This is a genomic window from Brevibacillus sp. SYP-B805, assembly GCF_011059135.1.
In the GTDB taxonomy this organism is placed as follows: Bacteria; Bacillota; Bacilli; order Brevibacillales; family Brevibacillaceae; genus Brevibacillus_F.
The window spans coordinates 201,776-217,741 of the sequence record NZ_JAALGD010000006.1; the positions used below are offsets into that span (position 1 = coordinate 201,776).

23 protein-coding genes are annotated in these 15,966 nt (G+C 49.0%); 22 read left to right on the top strand and 1 reads right to left on the bottom strand.

All coding sequences use genetic code 11. The features are described from left to right. The first annotated feature begins 101 nt into the window (after positions 1 to 101). The 22 genes from G3578_RS10105 (at position 102) to G3578_RS10210 (ending at position 15,760) form a co-directional block, all read left to right on the top strand. Positions 102 to 629 (top strand): LysM peptidoglycan-binding domain-containing protein, encoded by a 528-nt coding sequence (locus tag G3578_RS10105; RefSeq protein ID WP_346773989.1) that lies wholly within the window; start codon positions 102 to 104, stop codon positions 627 to 629. Beyond that, entirely contained in the window at positions 626 to 1,690 is a 1,065-nt protein-coding gene (locus G3578_RS10110; protein ID WP_165212200.1) for an XkdQ/YqbQ family protein, read from the top strand. The genes G3578_RS10105 and G3578_RS10110 overlap by 4 nt, the downstream gene beginning before the upstream one ends. 7 nt (positions 1,691 to 1,697) lie before the next feature. Beyond that, positions 1,698 to 2,135, top strand: a complete 438-nt coding sequence (locus G3578_RS10115; protein ID WP_346773990.1) for a DUF2577 domain-containing protein — start codon at positions 1,698 to 1,700, stop codon at positions 2,133 to 2,135. Then, positions 2,125 to 2,541, top strand: a complete 417-nt coding sequence (locus G3578_RS10120; RefSeq protein WP_165212202.1) for a DUF2634 domain-containing protein — start codon at positions 2,125 to 2,127, stop codon at positions 2,539 to 2,541. The genes G3578_RS10115 and G3578_RS10120 overlap by 11 nt, the downstream gene beginning before the upstream one ends. Positions 2,542 to 2,543: 2 nt before the next feature. Beyond that, positions 2,544 to 3,617 carry a baseplate J/gp47 family protein gene (locus G3578_RS10125; protein ID WP_346773991.1) on the top strand — a complete coding sequence of 358 codons (1,074 nt, stop codon included), beginning with the start codon at positions 2,544 to 2,546 and terminating at the stop codon, positions 3,615 to 3,617. A 12-nt stretch (positions 3,618 to 3,629) separates the two neighbouring features. Next, complete coding sequence (locus G3578_RS10130; protein WP_165212204.1) at positions 3,630 to 4,016, top strand: phage tail fiber protein; 387 nt, start codon at positions 3,630 to 3,632, stop codon at positions 4,014 to 4,016. Between the two features lie 14 nt (positions 4,017 to 4,030). Then, positions 4,031 to 5,341, top strand: coding sequence for a putative phage tail protein (locus G3578_RS10135; RefSeq protein WP_165212206.1), 1,311 nt, complete (start codon positions 4,031 to 4,033; stop codon positions 5,339 to 5,341). 13 nt (positions 5,342 to 5,354) lie between these two features. Then, a complete protein-coding gene (locus tag G3578_RS10140; RefSeq protein ID WP_165212208.1) occupies positions 5,355 to 5,714 on the top strand; it encodes a hypothetical protein in 360 nt (119 codons plus the stop codon). Between the two features lie 15 nt (positions 5,715 to 5,729). After that, entirely contained in the window at positions 5,730 to 6,317 is a 588-nt protein-coding gene (locus tag G3578_RS10145; protein ID WP_165212210.1) for a hypothetical protein, read from the top strand. 14 nt (positions 6,318 to 6,331) lie between these two features. Next, positions 6,332 to 6,748: a hypothetical protein gene (locus G3578_RS10150; protein ID WP_165212212.1), complete on the top strand. Its 417-nt coding sequence runs from the start codon at positions 6,332 to 6,334 to the stop codon at positions 6,746 to 6,748. Continuing rightward, positions 6,748 to 6,984 (top strand): hypothetical protein, encoded by a 237-nt coding sequence (locus G3578_RS10155; RefSeq protein WP_165212214.1) that lies wholly within the window; start codon positions 6,748 to 6,750, stop codon positions 6,982 to 6,984. Before G3578_RS10150 ends, G3578_RS10155 begins: the two co-directional genes overlap by 1 nt. A 13-nt stretch (positions 6,985 to 6,997) precedes the next feature. Next, positions 6,998 to 7,261, top strand: coding sequence for a hemolysin XhlA family protein (locus tag G3578_RS10160; RefSeq protein ID WP_165212216.1), 264 nt, complete (start codon positions 6,998 to 7,000; stop codon positions 7,259 to 7,261). Positions 7,262 to 7,276: 15 nt separating this feature from the next. Further along, positions 7,277 to 7,579 (top strand): hypothetical protein, encoded by a 303-nt coding sequence (locus tag G3578_RS10165; protein WP_165211718.1) that lies wholly within the window; start codon positions 7,277 to 7,279, stop codon positions 7,577 to 7,579. 40 nt (positions 7,580 to 7,619) lie between these two features. Continuing rightward, a complete protein-coding gene (locus G3578_RS10170) occupies positions 7,620 to 8,366 on the top strand; it encodes an N-acetylmuramoyl-L-alanine amidase (RefSeq protein ID WP_241254554.1) in 747 nt (248 codons plus the stop codon). Continuing rightward, the gene (locus G3578_RS10175) at positions 8,363 to 8,563 is read left to right on the top strand and encodes a hypothetical protein (RefSeq protein WP_165212218.1); all 201 of its coding nucleotides are present in this window, start codon (positions 8,363 to 8,365) and stop codon (positions 8,561 to 8,563) included. The genes G3578_RS10170 and G3578_RS10175 overlap by 4 nt, the downstream gene beginning before the upstream one ends. A gap of 352 nt (positions 8,564 to 8,915) precedes the next feature. After that, a complete protein-coding gene (locus G3578_RS10180; RefSeq protein ID WP_165212220.1) occupies positions 8,916 to 9,248 on the top strand; it encodes a YolD-like family protein in 333 nt (110 codons plus the stop codon). 221 nt (positions 9,249 to 9,469) lie between these two features. Then, entirely contained in the window at positions 9,470 to 9,697 is a 228-nt protein-coding gene (locus G3578_RS10185) for a hypothetical protein (protein WP_165212222.1), read from the top strand. Between the two features lie 144 nt (positions 9,698 to 9,841). Next, on the top strand, positions 9,842 to 10,258 hold the full coding sequence (locus G3578_RS10190) for a pilin (RefSeq protein ID WP_165212224.1): 417 nt from the start codon (positions 9,842 to 9,844) through the stop codon (positions 10,256 to 10,258). Positions 10,259 to 10,287: 29 nt separating this feature from the next. Then, positions 10,288 to 12,417 (top strand): ATP-binding protein, encoded by a 2,130-nt coding sequence (locus G3578_RS10195; protein WP_241254555.1) that lies wholly within the window; start codon positions 10,288 to 10,290, stop codon positions 12,415 to 12,417. Between the two features lie 97 nt (positions 12,418 to 12,514). Then, the gene (locus G3578_RS10200) at positions 12,515 to 13,093 is read left to right on the top strand and encodes a hypothetical protein (protein WP_206529607.1); all 579 of its coding nucleotides are present in this window, start codon (positions 12,515 to 12,517) and stop codon (positions 13,091 to 13,093) included. A 422-nt stretch (positions 13,094 to 13,515) separates the two neighbouring features. Beyond that, positions 13,516 to 14,820, top strand: coding sequence for an AAA family ATPase (locus tag G3578_RS10205; protein WP_165212227.1), 1,305 nt, complete (start codon positions 13,516 to 13,518; stop codon positions 14,818 to 14,820). Next, the gene (locus G3578_RS10210; RefSeq protein WP_165212229.1) at positions 14,807 to 15,760 is read left to right on the top strand and encodes a DUF4435 domain-containing protein; all 954 of its coding nucleotides are present in this window, start codon (positions 14,807 to 14,809) and stop codon (positions 15,758 to 15,760) included. The genes G3578_RS10205 and G3578_RS10210 overlap by 14 nt, the downstream gene beginning before the upstream one ends. Before the next feature lie 123 nt (positions 15,761 to 15,883). Here G3578_RS10210 and G3578_RS21385 read toward each other — a convergent pair whose 3' ends face one another. After that, positions 15,884 to 15,961, bottom strand: coding sequence for an IS3 family transposase (locus tag G3578_RS21385; protein WP_165212287.1), 78 nt, complete (start codon positions 15,959 to 15,961; stop codon positions 15,884 to 15,886). Between the last annotated feature and the right edge of the window lie 5 nt (positions 15,962 to 15,966).

Below are 15,966 nucleotides of genomic sequence, written 5' to 3' on the forward strand. Positions count from 1 at the left end.
TTCAATTCTGGTTAACATTCGACGGTGCGCGATTGCAACTTCCGGTAAATCCGGAAACTATCCGCATTAACACTTCGCACACATACGAAGAAGTAAACGTTGTGAATCTCGGAGAGTACACCGTTATCGGTGACGCACGACTCCGAGATTTTTCTTTTTCGTCATTCTTTCCGAAAGAGTACAATCCGACATACTGCGAATACGAAGAACTACCGGACCCATGGAGCGCAGTTGCACGCATTGAAAACGCAATGCTCGCCCGTAAACCGATCCGTCTGACAATTACGGGAACCCCGATCAACTACCTCGTAACAATCCGAGACTTCCAGTATGAACCGGAACGCGCAGGAAATCCCGGTGAAATCTATTACGAGATCAATCTTAAAGAATACGTCGCGCTTGACACAAGACGTGTAGAAGTATCTGGGGGGACGGCGAAGGTATTCACAACCACAACGCGCCCAGATACGAGAGAAAAACCGAACACGTATACCGTGAAATCTGGCGATACTCTTACGAAAATCGCGCTCCGTTACGGCACGACGGCACGTGACCTCTATGCGAAAAATAAAACGACCATTGGCCCCGATCCGAACACGATTAAACCGGGGCAGGTGCTAGTGCTATGAGCATTGAAGTTGTGTACGACGGCAAGCCTCTTCTCGGTATTACGTCCATTACTTGGTCGGGCGAAACGCGACAACCATTTCGTAAACTCGAAGTCTCGCTCAAAAATACTCGGGATGGGAGGACACAATTAACACGGATCGAGCACGGGAAGGAATTAAGACTAGTCAATGACGATCGTGAGTTGTTCCGAGGACCCGTATTTTCATTCAACATCAACGCGCGCGGGGATATGGACGTCGTAGCATACGACGAGAACATCTATCTTGTGAAGAACCAGGACACACGAAAATTCGCAAATATGACCGCGAGTGCGATCATTAAACGACTTTGTTCAGATTTTGGGATTCCTACAGGTACCATCGTTGATACCGGATATGTCATTCCAAAATTAATCCTCCATGAAAAAACCTTGTGGGATATGATGGTTACGGCGCTTACCGTCACAAGAAAACAGACGGGGAGGCGCTATTTTATTTCCTCGAAAGAAGGTCGGATCCAACTCTCGCCGCGTAAGGAACAGATCGTCAGGGTCGTACTCGAAAACGGGCGAAACATTTTGGATGCGTCCTATTCGCAGTCGATCGAGGAAATGCGGACGCAAGTTAAGGTAATCGGAGGAGACGAAGAAAAAAATCCGGTTATTGCAGTCGTGAAAAACGACACTCTGATCCAGCGCTACGGAATCATGCAACATCTCGAACGAGCGGAGTCTGACGCAACTTCGTCACAGGTGCAACAACTCGCGCAGCAACTTCTTAAAGACCTTGGCACGATCGACGACGAGGCAACTATTGAAGCTATCGGTGATGATTCAGTGACAGCAGGTACTGCAATATACGCTCGCGAGCAAATGACGGGAATAATAGGAGGTTACTACATCACGGCTGACAGGCATACGTTCCAGAACGGTGTTCATACGATGAGCCTGACATTGAGCGCTACCGACGATTTACCTGCCTTGGAATACGAAGAGCCAGGTGACCGGAAGACGAAAAAGGTGGGCGATGAAAAATCGAACCTATCTGACGTATTGAAAGAAATAGAAAAGTTCGGGGAGTGATTCAATCGTGCCGAGAAATTTGGAGCGATATGAGGGGACCGGAATAAGCCAATTAGAACAGTGGATTAAAGATGTCGGATATAACGATTTCGACAAGCTCTATCTTGCTACGGTTACATCCGTTCCTCCGAACTTGAAGGTCAAAATCGATAACTGGCCGATTGAACTTGAAGCGGACGATCTTATCGTCGCGGAGCACCTGACGCGACACACCCGAATTGTCACGATCACGCATGACGAAGGGACATCGCGTGATGTTGGCGATATGAACCCGAAGCCCACCGATCACGATTCGGAGGGCGACCTCTACTTCAGAACGGAGTATCTCGAATTGAAATTTGAGGACGTGTTGAAAGAGGGCGATCGGGTGCTTGTCGCGTCGATGAACGAAGGGCAAACGTACGTGATACTCGACAGGGTGGTGAGGTATTCCGATGGCTCTTAGTCCGTTAAAACCACCGGAGGAACGCGCGACCATCGTCACGCCGCAGGTGCAGCCGTCCAAGACGTATGCGCTCGATTTTGAAACGGGCGAGGTCGGCGGCCTCATCGATGGGGAGTCGGCGGTGCGCCAGTTCATTCGGAAGGCAATTATGACGGCGAGATTCCGCTTTCCAATTTACGGGGTTTCGCACGAATACGGATGCGAACTCGAAGACCTCATCGGCCAGGATCTTCCGATTGAACTCTTGAACGCGGAAATACCGCGCGTGATCACCGAGGCCCTCATGATCGATGACCGGATTCAGCGCGTTTACAATTTCGATATTTCACGAGAAGGAGACGGCCTGTTCGTCTCTTTTTTCGTTGACACAGCGGAAGGCACGTTACGCGAGGAGGTGACGGTGTAAACGTGGCATACGAAAACCAAACGAAGGAAGCGATTCACCAACGGATGCTTGACGCAAGTCGCTCCGATATTGATAAGCGCGAAGGCTCCGTTACGTACGATTTGCTCGGGCCCGCCGCGATTGAACTCGAAATGGTTTACTCGGAGTTGGACGCGGTGCTCGATAAAGGATTCGTGCTGAAACTGGACGGAACCCAATCGGCATACGGCGAGTACCTCGAACGGCGCGCGGCTGAGTTCGGGATCACGCGCAAGCCAGCGGTCAAAGCGGTTGGCTCCGTTACCTTTACGGGCACGGACGGCACGTATATTCCGGTCGGCCTTGAACTCTCCACGCAGGAGGAGAACCCGGTCTATTTCGTAACCACCTCGGACGGGACGATCACGAACGGAACACTCACACTCGCGGCCCAAGCGAAAGAAGGCGGAGTGGCCGGAAATGTCCCCGCAGGCAAAATCGTGCTTACGTCCGGTAATATCACCGGAATCACCTCCGTAACGAATCCGCAGCCGTTTGACGGGGGCATTGACGCTGAGTCCGACGAGGATTTGTTAGGGAGGTATCTTGATCGCGTGAGAAAACCAGCAACGAGCGGAAACGCCGCGGCCTACCGCCAATGGGCGCTCGAACGTCCGGGCGTGGGCGACGCGAAAGTGTACCCGTTATGGAACGGGAACGGCACAGTAAAGGTCGTCATCATCGACTCGGAACGAACGCCACCGCCCCAAACGGTCATTGACGACGTGGCCGCATATATCGAATCGGTTCGACCAATCGGCGCGACGGTAACGGTGGAAGGCGCGGTTGAACTGCCGATCAATGTATCCGCGACTCTAACGCTTAAAAGCGGATACACGGCGGCTGGCGTGAAGCCGACGATTGAGACCAGGATTGTCGAGTACCTCAAGTCCATCGCGTTTAAAGATGAACCGGTGCGCCTTTCCCGGATCGCGAACATTATTCTCGATACGGAGGGCGTCATTGATTACGCGAGCCTTACGATCAACGGCGGAACGGGCAATATTGTGGTGCCTGACGGTCAGGTTGCAGTAAAGGGCACCGTGACGCTGACATAAGGAGGGCAATAAATGTCCGCAGCAAGTAACTATACGGAGGAACTTATCCTCAAAATTCTCTTGAACGGCATGGCCTTTACGCCCCCAGCTCAGGTCTATCTCGCGTTGTTCACGTCTGACCCAACGGATGCGGGCGTGGGTAACGAAGTGACCGGCGGGGCTTATGCGCGCCAGCAAATCGGTTTTGACGTGCCGGTGAACGGGACGACGCAGAACAGCGCCGACATCCTCTTTCCGATCTCTACGACGGATTGGGGCACGATTACCCATTACGGGATTTACGACGCACTCACCGGCGGGAACCTTCTGATTCACGGACAATGGAGCGCGAGCAAAACGATCCCGGCAGGCGGCCAGTTCAAGGTGCCGCGCGGCTATCTGACCGTGACAGTGAGCTAGCGAGGTGATGAAGTTTGGGTCTTACCAACCTGCTAGGAACTGACGGTAAATGTGAGGATACAAGCAAATTCACCTACACAGGCGGGACAGCGGCGCTAGATAGTACGAGAAAAACAAACGGAAACAATAGCATTAAGGTGGCTAAAAGTTCAACTACAACTACCGTAGACCCTCAAGCTCCAAAGCGCATATACCCCGCCGTTGGAGAATATTACATTGCTATTGCTGATTTGTATAGTGAAAACCTCGCTTCAGCCGTTTACATGTCAGCCTTCACCAGCGGTGTCACACAAGTTGTAAAAAGTGTTACATCCACCAGTAGTTCCAGTTACTCGGCTACAACAACAGGGCAATTTGTGCCGATCATTCGGGCGTGGCAAGTAACGGCAGTAACAACGCCCGGAGTATCGTACTTTTACCCAAGGGCTTTGCACAATGGCACAACCGGTGCCAAGTTTAACGTAGATTCCTTCCGCGTCTATAAAATCTCGCAAGCACAATATGACGCATTACCAACAAACGTAGACTTGGCAACTGCACAGGCAATTGCCGCGCAATATCCGTACACAGATTACGTGACGGGTAATACGTTCGACCGCACGGACCTATTCGTATGGGACACGATGGATCAGTTCACGTGGGACGAAATCGGGATCTTCAACGGACAAGGATCGGCGGCCGTAACGTTTACCACTTCCGGGACTGCTGTTCGCGTCGAGATCGGAACGGCAGGCGCGACCATCGAAGTCACAACAGACGGTTCTGTTTACGCGTTCAAGCGAAATATCGCCCGAGATATGCGCGATTACTTGCCGAAATATTACTCCGATTCGGCCGTCGTTGAAAACTTGATCGAGCGCGAGGCCGGGGAACTGCAGGTGCTGAACGCGGAAATCCAATCGGTGCTCGACCAGTTCTTCGTCGATTATGCCATGCACGGGCTCGATCGGTGGGAAAAGATTTACGGAATCCCCACGGATTACACGAAAACAATCGAGCAACGGCGGGCCGCGATCAAGGCGAGGCAGCGCGCGACCGGAACAACCACGCTCGACATGCTGTACAATCTCGCGCGCACCTATTACAACGTGGAGATTACAGAGAACCCCGCGAACTACGAGATCATCATAAACGGAGTCGGCACGAATGGGATTCCGCCAAACCTCGACGAGTTCAAGGCGATTGTTCGCGATGTGGTACCGGCGCACTTGGCGGTGACCTTCACGTTCGGATCACTATATTGGCTCGATTTGGACGCTGCGGTGGTTACATTCAATACAGCGGAAACAAAGTCGTGGGATCAATTCGAAACATCAACCTTCTAAGGAGTGAAGCAGGTTGAGTACGTACACAACGACGCATCTCGGCCTCCATACGTGGGCCGGTACGGATCAAGTGAGCCGCCTAGAGTTCAACGAGAACTTCGCGGCAATTGACGCCGCGCTCGGGAACTACCGGAGGCAAATCGATGTTACCTCGAAAGATGCGAAAGGCATCTATACGGTGGTCAACTATAAGCGCGGTGACGGCACACTGTATATGAAGTCAACGCTTAGTGGTGGTACATCCCCGAACTACACAACGGACACCTGGCGCTTTTATGACGCATCGGGGGCAACGGTAATTAAAACGATAACCTGGACGCTGACATACGATACGGACGGCAACGTAATCGACGCGGTGCCAGCGGTAAGCTAATCGGGAGGTGAACGGATGGATATTACGAATGTACTCCGGGCGCACGGAATCGGCGTTGGAAAGAAACTCGTAGGGGACGCGCAACCTAGCGACGTTCGCGCGGGAAAAACGTTTAGTAACGCGGACGGTAACGATAAGGTCGGGACGCTGCCGGTACGCGCGACGTCGGCGCAGACGATTACGCCGGGAACCGCGAGCCAAGTATTGCAGGCGGGGATCTATGACGGAGATATTACAGTTCTTGGGGATGCAGATTTAATCGCGGCGAATATTAAAAACGGAGTGAATATATTCGGTGTTCTTGGCTCCCTTAATCCTTTGAATAGCGCTAGCGGCACAGCAAACTCTGTAAATCCATACGGATTCGTAACAGTTAACAGCCTCAGTTTTAAGCCAAAAATAATCATCATAGAGAGCACAGATTCGAATGTCCAAACAGTCACGTATTGTGAGTTGTTCAGCTCAACCACCTATAGGCAACACACAGGCAACCAGATAATATCTATCAAAAACGTAAGCGATAATGGGGGCTATGTAAATAATACTGGTTTTCAATTAATATGCCCGATGATCGGATCTGTGAGATGGGTTGCATTCGGTTAAAAAGGGGGATCATTATGAACAAGTTTGGACGAAAAATCTATTTTGATAAATCAACCGGTAACGTGTTGATTGATACCGGTGAGTTGGCAGGAGACGTCCGCGAAACCACAACGGAAGAAGATTTCGCCACTTACACGGTACTCTCCGGTCGCAAACCGGAAACTGTCGGCTGCCTCCGCATTCCTTTCGGGCAAGACCGTGAAAAGTTCGCTCAATACGCGTACCACGTCGATCCCGTTACGGAAAAAATCGTATGGGACCTCACGCCGATCCAGCGTGAAGAAGAGGAACGCAAGGAAACGATGGAGGAGCAGATCGCAGCGCTTCAATCGGAAAACGCAAGGCTCCGCGAGCAGCTTGCGTCTACGAACGCTGATTTACAGGGACTCGTTGAATATATCGACGAGGCGTTGTCCGGAGGTGTTGCGTAATGGCTGTACTCACGTTTAAAGTCGGAATTTACGCGCGGAATATCTACCTGTACGGCAACGAACGCTTCACGGCGCGCGATGGATACAAGGGCATCCCGGAGGAATATCATCCACCGGTAAAAGAGTACGCAGCAACACGGTTTCTCCGCTCAGAAATCGACTACGCGCTCGGTCAAGGATGGATCAACCAAACGGAGTATGACGACACCATTGCGCTCATCCCTACGAGTGTCTAACGAGAGGTGACGTATGATGACGGAAGATTTGCGTGCGCTCGTCCAGGACGTTCGCGAGCGCATGGTCCGCATCGAGACGAAACTCGACCAAATGGCGGACGTAAAGGCCACGGCAGACAGCGCGAACGAACGCGCAAGGGAAGCGCTGGCTCTCGCGCAGGAAAACGCCCGCGACATCGCCGAGATGAAAGCGGATGACCGTCGCAAGTGGGGCGCGATTATCGGGATGGGGACGACGTTTATCGTTTCCATCCTGATCTATTTTCTGACGAAGTAGAACGGAGGGAACGCGATGAAAACGTTCTGGAACGACAATGATGGTCTATCAATAACGGACGTCCTCGCGATACTCTTCGCCGTAGGATACTTCTATGTAACGTGGATTTTCATCGGGAAGCTCCGGGCTGACACGTTAAAGTCCGTAGACGTCGATTTCTTCGCGGCGTACTCGTATGGGATGCTCGTAATCCTTGGCGGGTATTTCGGACGTAATGTCGTGGCAGGCATTGGGAAGCTCCCGATATTCAATCGCGGCAAAGATCCCGAGTCCACGCGAGAGGAGGAAGACAATCGTGGATCTGAGAGTCCAATCTGATTTTCTGACGCCGAATCCGTACTCTCGCCCTGGGACTCGTTTGAGTTGTGTAAAGGGCATCGTCATTCATTGGGTCGCGAATCCGAAGAGCACCGCGAAGAACAACCGAGACTTCTTCGAGCGGCGAAAACTCGGGAAGTCCGGATATGGTTCCGCGCACTATATCGTATGCTTGGACGGAACCGTCGTCCAATGCCTGCCTGAAGCGGAGATGGCCTACCACGTTGGCTCGTCTTTACCGTATAAGCCCGGGACGACGCAGATTTACACACCGGAAGCATGGGCGCGGCTAAATACGAACCGCAGCGGCCAAAAACCGTATCCCAACAACTGCACGATCGGAATCGAGTGTACACACATCGATTGGGACGGACGGATGACGAAAGAGACTTGGCGCGCGACCGTCAAGCTGGCGGCCCAACTGTTGAAACGATACGGCCTGACCGCGAACGATCTGTGGCTGCACAAGGAAGTTGTCGGCTGGAAGGACTGCCACCGCTGGTTTGTCAATAACCCGGCGGAGTGGGCGCGGTTCAAAGCGGAGGTCGGCACCGCCATGAAACCGACAAGAGCGGAGGTAATGTTGATCATGAGCAAATACTTCAAAGATATCCCGAAGGAGATGGAATGGGCTGCGCCCCATGCTGATTCCTTGTACGAGAAGGGTGTGCTGAAAGGCGACGGCCAGGGCAACCTCAAACCAGCCGATCCGCTGACTCGCGCGGAAGCCGCTGTATTGATCGACCGCGCGATTGAATACGTCATGAAGGAGCTGTCCGGTAAATGATCGATTGGAAGGCGAAATTGTCGTCCAGAAAGCTGTGGCTGGCTCTGTCAGGTTTTGTAACGAGCGTCCTCGTGCTGTTCGGTACAGACGCCGACACAATCACGAAAGTAACCGCGATGATTACCGCGCTCGGTTCGGTGGTCGCGTATATCCTCGCGGAAGGATACGTTGATGCAGAGCGCACCAAAAACGAATAACTCACGCCCCGGTAGCGGAAACACTCCGTCGCCGGGGCTTTATTTTTTTTGTCCCAACGCGTCATGATACGCTCGGCCTATCGGAAAGGAGCGTGTTACGTCGTGAATCCGTCATTTTATTACGTTGTTACTTGGCGGGAGGCCACCGACATCCGCCGCAAACTAACCAATTTGGGCGCGGAGTACATAGTTACGTCGTTACCGAACGGAGAGGTCGCGTTCGTGTTTCCGGATTTGCCGGTGAGGATTTACGGTAGCGTACGTCAAATTTTCGGCGGAGACGGCTTGATCTTTTCGGATTCCTCGCGCATAATATAAGAACAAATGTTCGTATTATAGCGGAGGGGTATCGATGGGAAAACTCGATGATTTATTCGCGATGAAATTTATGCTGCCGGAGCATCGCGCACTATTAGAGGAACACGAATACGTCAAAACGCTCGTTCCGAAGCCGATCATCGACGAGCAGGAGTTCGGCGAAATGAACTTCCGGATATACGATTCGGTCCAGTACGATTACGCGATTACCGTGAGTTATTGGCGGCCGGTACGCGGGGGCCTCGGCGTAATTGAATCGGTGTTCGGCACGGTGCAACGTATAGATGCCGCAAACCGTCGGATAAAGATCGTAAATGACTGGGACTTTCATTGGATCGATATTGAACGGGTGGTCAGCGTAAAATAAGGATACCATTTGCAGTAGACGTGCATATTTCGCGACCTCCCGCATACGCTCTAGCGTAGCGCGTAGGCGCAAGCGAGCGTTGGCCCTACGTATGGCCTCCGGAAAATAACGGCCCTTGCCGCGGAGAAATTCCGTAGCAGGGGCCTGTTTTTTACTTGGTACACGCATAAGTCACGTCGTCTTCGCGTATCTTCGTTACAAAAACGGAAGGAGGCGGTGAAATGATCGAAGGCAAACGGATTGGCCTAACGCCGGATGACGACACCAAAGCGAAACTGATACGTTTATCTATCGCGTGTAAGAAGCATCCGACGACTCTGGCGCTAGAACTCGTGAGGTTATGCGTGAACAATCCGAACATCATCGAGTTTGTTCAGCGACAGTACGGGGCCGATGAGCGATTTAGGGTGCGGTATCGAATCGAAGGGGATGCGGTGATTTACGACTAACGCGTAAGATCAACGATAAGTTTCAGCGCGAGAAGTCCGGTTCCTCCGGCAACGAGCGCATAGCCAGCGTAAACGAGAAGCGGCATCGAGATTCCTCCTAATGTGTTTGAACGATATTATGCCCAACGGAAAGGGGAGGTATTCGTGTTTCTGACGATTGCTTTACCGAAATTTAAACGCGACCGATACGAGGTGATACCGTGGCGCGATTTTTTCGACGAGATGGGGAGTGTGTTGACTCCGCGACAAAAACGAACGATCAACGCTCTCCTTGCGGGAACAGCGGCGGCATACGTGTTGCGCTTGGGGCACGCGGAAGCGTCTGGGATCGCAGACAAGATCGTCAACGCGTTCAATCCTATAATCGACTTGACCCAGGGGCTCGCGTACCCGATATCGTTTCTCATGATCACGGGAGGGTTCCTGCTCATTATGATCGGCCAGCGGTCGAAGGGACTCGCAATGTTGAAGTGGGCGGCGATCGGCTACATCGGGATTCAGTTCGCGCCCGCGATCATGCAGATACTGGTGAGCGTAGGCAAGGCGATGGTGGCGCGCTAGTCCACCTGCGGATAACACCGGATGCACGCTTGAGTAACGAAGCCGTCGAGCAATTCGCGCAAACTCTCTGCGTGTATCAATCGCCTCTCGAACGATGGAACCCGGCCAAGCGCCGAATTGAGCGTGCGCCCTTTGTGTCATTCGAAACCGTATTGTCGCGGAAGGACTCGGCATTTACCGTTACAGTACTACGGGAATACGAATCTCTGGCGCGGAAAGCCATCGAATCAACGTGGCCGAACGTAACGATTACGGAGATTGCCGACCCGTTTACCTCGCGACCTGAAATAACGGCAACGCTCGAATTGAACTACCATTACATGTTCGCGATTCGCGTGGACCGGCGCGAAATATCGTTTCTGGCGTCTCTCCTCGAAACCATCAACGCGCTTGACGAAGTTGACGGGGTGTACGTGCAGACGCTCGCGGTCCCGGCCGAAAAGGACTGGTACGAAGGCGCGGCGCAAGCATACGAACGGTTTAAAGCGGGCGAGATGCCGCAGAAACTCGCGTTGAACAAGCGGACGGCTGGCCGGACCGCGTTAAAACTCGCCACGAAAACGGTCCTCGGCGCAATTTCGGTCGTAACCGAACTCATGACGGGAGAGGAACCGGAACCCATCAACATCGACGGCGGAGAGCGCGCGGCCATCCTTCGCGACGGCAAATTACGGTCGGAAACACTGAATAAGACGCGAGGGGACGCGTACGACGTAACGGTGCGCATAGGCGTTGTGTGCGCGGACAAATCGCGAGCCAAAGCAATCATGCGAATGGTCACGATGGCGTTCCGTGAACTTGACGGAGACAACCACCTGGTCGCGAATGAAACTGATGCAGACCGTACATGGCGGAAGATGCGGGAGCGTACGATGGGCCTCCGTCTGCAGCGCAATTACATGAGCATACCGGAAGTCTCGCGCCTATTCCTATTGCCGACGCGACCGTTGCAAGAGCGCTACCACATCGAGAACGTCCGCCTACTCGAAACAGGAATACCGGCGGAAATATCGGCGGGCGGCCTGCGGTTGGGCACGGTAACGCATAAGGGCGTCGCGCAAACGGTCTACATGCCAACGGATAATTACGATGAACTCTGCTTGCCGCGCGTAGTGATTGGCGGAATGGGCAGCGGAAAGACAACGTTCGGCGCGAACCTGCTCGTCGAGGCCGTGCGGAATGGTTTCGGTGGCCTTGCGATTGATCCCGCGAAAGGACAGATCGGCGATATGGTGGCGGCCGCGTTACCGAGTGACCGCGTAACACGGATACGCATTGACGGCATGACCCCGTTCGCTCTCGATTTCTGCGAAGTCGCCCGATCACCTCGCGCAAGGAACCGGTTGGCTAACGCGATCATCTCGTTCTTCAATACGGCGACCGACGAGGCTGGAGCGCAGACCGCCCGTTATCTCCGCGCGACGATCTTCGCGATGCAAACGTCGAAGCTAGCGGAAATCATGCGGATACTTGAGGACGCGGCGTACCGTGACGAGTTGATATCGAAGATGCCCGCCGGGATCCATCGATCAACGCTCGAAGACTTTTCGCGGATGACCGATGCCAAACGGGCGCAAGTGATGGCCCCAATTTACAACCGACTCGATACGATCCTGGGCGACGAGTATCTGGCGGAGTGTTTCGCGTCCGACAACTCGATTGATATGGTCGCGCTGATGAGCGAGAAGAAAGCGGTGGTCATCGACGTTCCAAAAGCAGCGCTCGGGGCCGAATCGGTTGACCTTATCGTAAATCTTCTCGCGGTCAAGATGGATCTTGCGATGATATTGCGGAAGGAAACCGATCAATTCCCGTTCTTCATCGTGTTTGACGAGCCGCACCAGTTCCTTCGATCGGCGCGCACGTGGAGATCAGCGGCGGTCGAATCGCGGAAATGGCGGGTGGCCTACGCGTGGCTGTTTCATTCGTGGGAGCAGATACCGGGCGACCTGGCGGAGATTATTCGGAGCGCCGGTCCGCATTATCACGTGTTCCGCGCGAGTAAGAAGACGTTCCGGGAGCTGGCGGAGGAGCTTGCGCCGTTTACCGTGGAGGATTTCGTGAAGATGCCGCGATTCCACGCGCTCAATGTGTTACGGGTGGGTGACGCGCAGCATACGGTGTTCATGGCGAAGATGGCTAGTCAAGGTATTTTATAAAGGAATTGAATATGTTTCCGTTGAAAAGTACCCCTGAGGTGATCTTATGGTTTGGAACCCTTTTAAAAGGGAAAGGCCGAAGGGGTATATCAAATTTTTGGGCATGGAAAGTTGGTGGTTGTCGTTAACGGATGATCAGAGAAGCCAATGTAGATCAGCATTTGAGTATGCAATAAACTCCAGCCCTGATGTTGTGGATAAAACCAACATCTCGGATTCGACAATGAGCAAGCAAAGCCTTTTACGACTTTTTGCAACAGCAGCTATGGATACGGATTTTAAGGAATCGCTATTTCAAATGGCGGAAAATGAAGCTGTGAGAGTGGGAGACTACGCGGAATTACACTATATATACTTAGCGTGGTGGAACATGTATAAACGGTTGTGGAAGCAAGATCCAAACTATTTTCAAAAATTGGAGGAATGTCTAAAAAAGGACATGGCTATTCACGAAATTTTTTATGAAAAAATTAAAGCGGAAGGATGGAGAACACTTCCTGGGTATCCTGCATTTAAAGAATTGGCGTTACTTTATGAAAGGATTGGCAATATCGAGTCTGCGATATTGGTAGTTGAAGACGCAATCGCTCGAAGTGTCGTCGAAGAGACATCATTCGAAAGAAGGTTATCAAGACTAAGAAAGATGAAGGAGAAAACCGATGGGTGTCGCCATTAAAATTTGCAGTAATCCGGTCCTATACGCTATAATTGTCACGGGAATGAGCATGCGTGTGGGACTAACGAATGGACTATCGTTGGACTAACGTGATTTCCGGAGATGGACAAGCGGGGCGACAAAACGGGGTGGGTTAACGGGACCCCAATCGCTACTTGACAGGGTGGGGGTCGCTGGTTCGAACCCAGTCCGGATCACCATACATAAGTAGTGGAAACCCTTGAGAAATCAAGGGTTTTTGATTTTTCATTTTGTGGTCGGGACAAAAAATGGGGGTGAAAACGCCTTGTGGTCACAGTATGGTCTCAAGGGTTTCACCCAGAAATTACGTGGTTCCAAACAGCATTTTCAGTATTCGAAAAAATAATTGCAATTTTTTGGTAAGTATTTTATTGTAGATCTGAAATTAAGGAGGGATTAACTTGAAAACTTTAAAACTAAAGCACTTTTCTATAAAGGGCCTGTTTGGTTACAAAAACATAGAAATTCCGTTTAATGAGAACATTAAAATCTTGGTGGGAGAAAATGGTATCGGGAAGACGACCATTTTGAATATTCTGTATTATACACTTGCATGTAAATTTGAAAAATTAGAGGATATTGATTTTGAGACAATTAGACTAGAGTTTTATTCAGGCAATTATATTGAGATTAATAAGTCGGAATTAGAAATGTATTTTCCGAGTACGAATATTGAATATTTACGGAATTACTTAAGTGATAGGGAGTGGCATGACTTACTTAGGCATAAGGAAATGGGGAGAATTCCTCATATATTTGTTGAAAGATTGGCTAGGAGAACTGATTTAAATGAAAAACAGGTATATCAGGAGATAAAGAAATTTATAACGAGTGACTCAAGTCGTGAAACAAATGATTATATTAACAACTTTAAAAATATTATTGAATCGGAATTTAACTGTGAAATATTTTATTTCCCTACTTACCGAAGAATTGAAGAAGACTTACATAAACTTGGTATTGAGGAGTATAATGGAAAATTAATTCAATTTGGAATGACAGATGTTGAAAGAGCATTTAAGAGAATAACTCAAGAAATTAAAGACTCAGCTATTCAATGGTTTTCGAAGGTAAACGGTGAAATGTTGAGCCAACTAATATCGGGCATTAATGTAACCGAAGAAATGATTAACAGTATCCAAAGAGACGCTCTTAAAATTGTCTTAGATAGAGTTGGTAACAATATTAGTGATGAGTACAAGGAAAGAATAGATGACCTAATAAAAAATGATCTACTACGTAATACTACTTATGAACCATTAGTGTATTTTCTTTCAAATCTTATAAAAATTTATCAACAGCAGCGGGAAAAAGATGAAGCAATCCAACAATTTGCTGAAATTTGTAATAAGTATCTAGTTGGGAAAAAAGTTGAGTATGATGAGAGTTCAGTAGAGATTAGTATTAAGCAAAATGGTAGAAAAATAGACATAAGTAAACTTTCATCGGGTGAAAAGCAAATTGTATCGTTATTTTCAAGAATATTTCTTGACTCTAATAAAGAATTTATTATTTTGTTTGACGAACCAGAACTTTCCTTATCAATTGATTGGCAGAGTCAATTACTGCCTGATATTTTAAACTCCAAGAGATGTTCATTTATGTTTGTAGTAACCCATTCTCCATTTATTTTTGAAAATGACCTTGATATATATGCAAAGGGTCTAAGTTCGTATATTTCGGAGGAACCTTATGGATTATGCTGATAAATTAAGAGAAAGAAGAGATAGTCATGTAGTGGTATTTCGAAAATTTGTGAGTCTATTCAAAGATAATAAAAATGATCTTTATTGTTTTGTAGAGGGAGAGGACAGTGTATATTACGGACCAAGAATCTATCAAACATATAAAACAAATTTTCATTTCTTTAGATGTTCTGGAAAAGATGGAGTTTTAAGGTTAGTAAAGATGATATCTGAAAGTCAAGAATATCTAGAAGCTAAAGTATTCTATTTTGTTGACAGGGACTTTGATGAATCAATTAATGATCCAAAAATATACGAAACTCCATGCTACTCAATTGAAAATTTATATACTTCTAGAGAAGTCTTCGAAAGAATTTTAAAATGTGAATTTCAATTAACTAATGTAGACGAAGATTTTAATAAAGTTGTAGATTTATATGTTAAAAGGCAACAAGAATTCCATGATGCAGTTCTGTTATTGAACGCGTGGATTGCATGTCATAAAGAAAGACAAAAGAATAATCCTAACGTCACTAAATTAAATTTAAAAGAAAATCTAAAGAAGGAAGTATTTTATAGATTGGTCGATATTAAGCTAGGCCAAGTAAGTCAAAAATATAGTCTAGATGATCTTCAAAAAATATTCCCTGAGGTGGGAGAATTTAGCGAAGAAGAACTTAACACCAAAATGATACATTTTGGGTCTGTTGACCGCCAAAAAACATTTAGAGGTAAATTTGAAATATTATTTTTAAAAAAGATACTTGAACAGATTGCATCTGACGCAAATAAAAAATCACCCGAATTATTTAAAGAAAAAGTAAAAAATACTTTAAACTTATCTGGTAACTTACTTTCAATTCTTTCTCCTTATGCAGAGACACCTGAATGCCTTGAAATATATATACGTCGATATTTAATTGATCAGGAGAGAATAGGATTACCCATTGCGAGTGCCTAATCATCAAAGATGTATTATTAAACAATCAGAGGAGACTCAAAGAGTCTCCTCTGATTGTTGAGAAAGCCTTGTTTTAAGCTGGACTTTCCCTAATTTACTTGACACGAAGTTAAGACCAATCTGTTATGAATGTTGTTTTTCATATTCCACTGGGCTCATATAACCCAATGCGGAATGCATTCTTTTCGTATTATAAAACATTTCGA

Excerpts from the sequence above, each read along its gene's own strand:
- G3578_RS10110 (WP_165212200.1), top strand. The coding sequence starts at position 626 with ATGAGCATTGAAGTTGTGTACGACGGCAAGCCTCTTCTCGGTATTACG.
- G3578_RS10120 (WP_165212202.1), top strand. The coding sequence starts at position 2,125 with ATGGCTCTTAGTCCGTTAAAACCACCGGAGGAACGCGCGACCATCGTC.
- G3578_RS10130 (WP_165212204.1), top strand. The coding sequence starts at position 3,630 with ATGTCCGCAGCAAGTAACTATACGGAGGAACTTATCCTCAAAATTCTC.
- G3578_RS10145 (WP_165212210.1), top strand. The coding sequence starts at position 5,730 with ATGGATATTACGAATGTACTCCGGGCGCACGGAATCGGCGTTGGAAAG.
- G3578_RS10150 (WP_165212212.1), top strand. The coding sequence starts at position 6,332 with ATGAACAAGTTTGGACGAAAAATCTATTTTGATAAATCAACCGGTAAC.
- G3578_RS10155 (WP_165212214.1), top strand. The coding sequence starts at position 6,748 with ATGGCTGTACTCACGTTTAAAGTCGGAATTTACGCGCGGAATATCTAC.
- G3578_RS10160 (WP_165212216.1), top strand. The coding sequence starts at position 6,998 with ATGATGACGGAAGATTTGCGTGCGCTCGTCCAGGACGTTCGCGAGCGC.
- G3578_RS10165 (WP_165211718.1), top strand. The coding sequence starts at position 7,277 with ATGAAAACGTTCTGGAACGACAATGATGGTCTATCAATAACGGACGTC.
- G3578_RS10175 (WP_165212218.1), top strand. The coding sequence starts at position 8,363 with ATGATCGATTGGAAGGCGAAATTGTCGTCCAGAAAGCTGTGGCTGGCT.
- G3578_RS10180 (WP_165212220.1), top strand. The coding sequence starts at position 8,916 with ATGGGAAAACTCGATGATTTATTCGCGATGAAATTTATGCTGCCGGAG.
- G3578_RS10185 (WP_165212222.1), top strand. The coding sequence starts at position 9,470 with ATGATCGAAGGCAAACGGATTGGCCTAACGCCGGATGACGACACCAAA.
- G3578_RS10210 (WP_165212229.1), top strand. The coding sequence starts at position 14,807 with ATGGATTATGCTGATAAATTAAGAGAAAGAAGAGATAGTCATGTAGTG.
- G3578_RS21385 (WP_165212287.1), bottom strand. The coding sequence starts at position 15,961 with ATGTTTTATAATACGAAAAGAATGCATTCCGCATTGGGTTATATGAGC.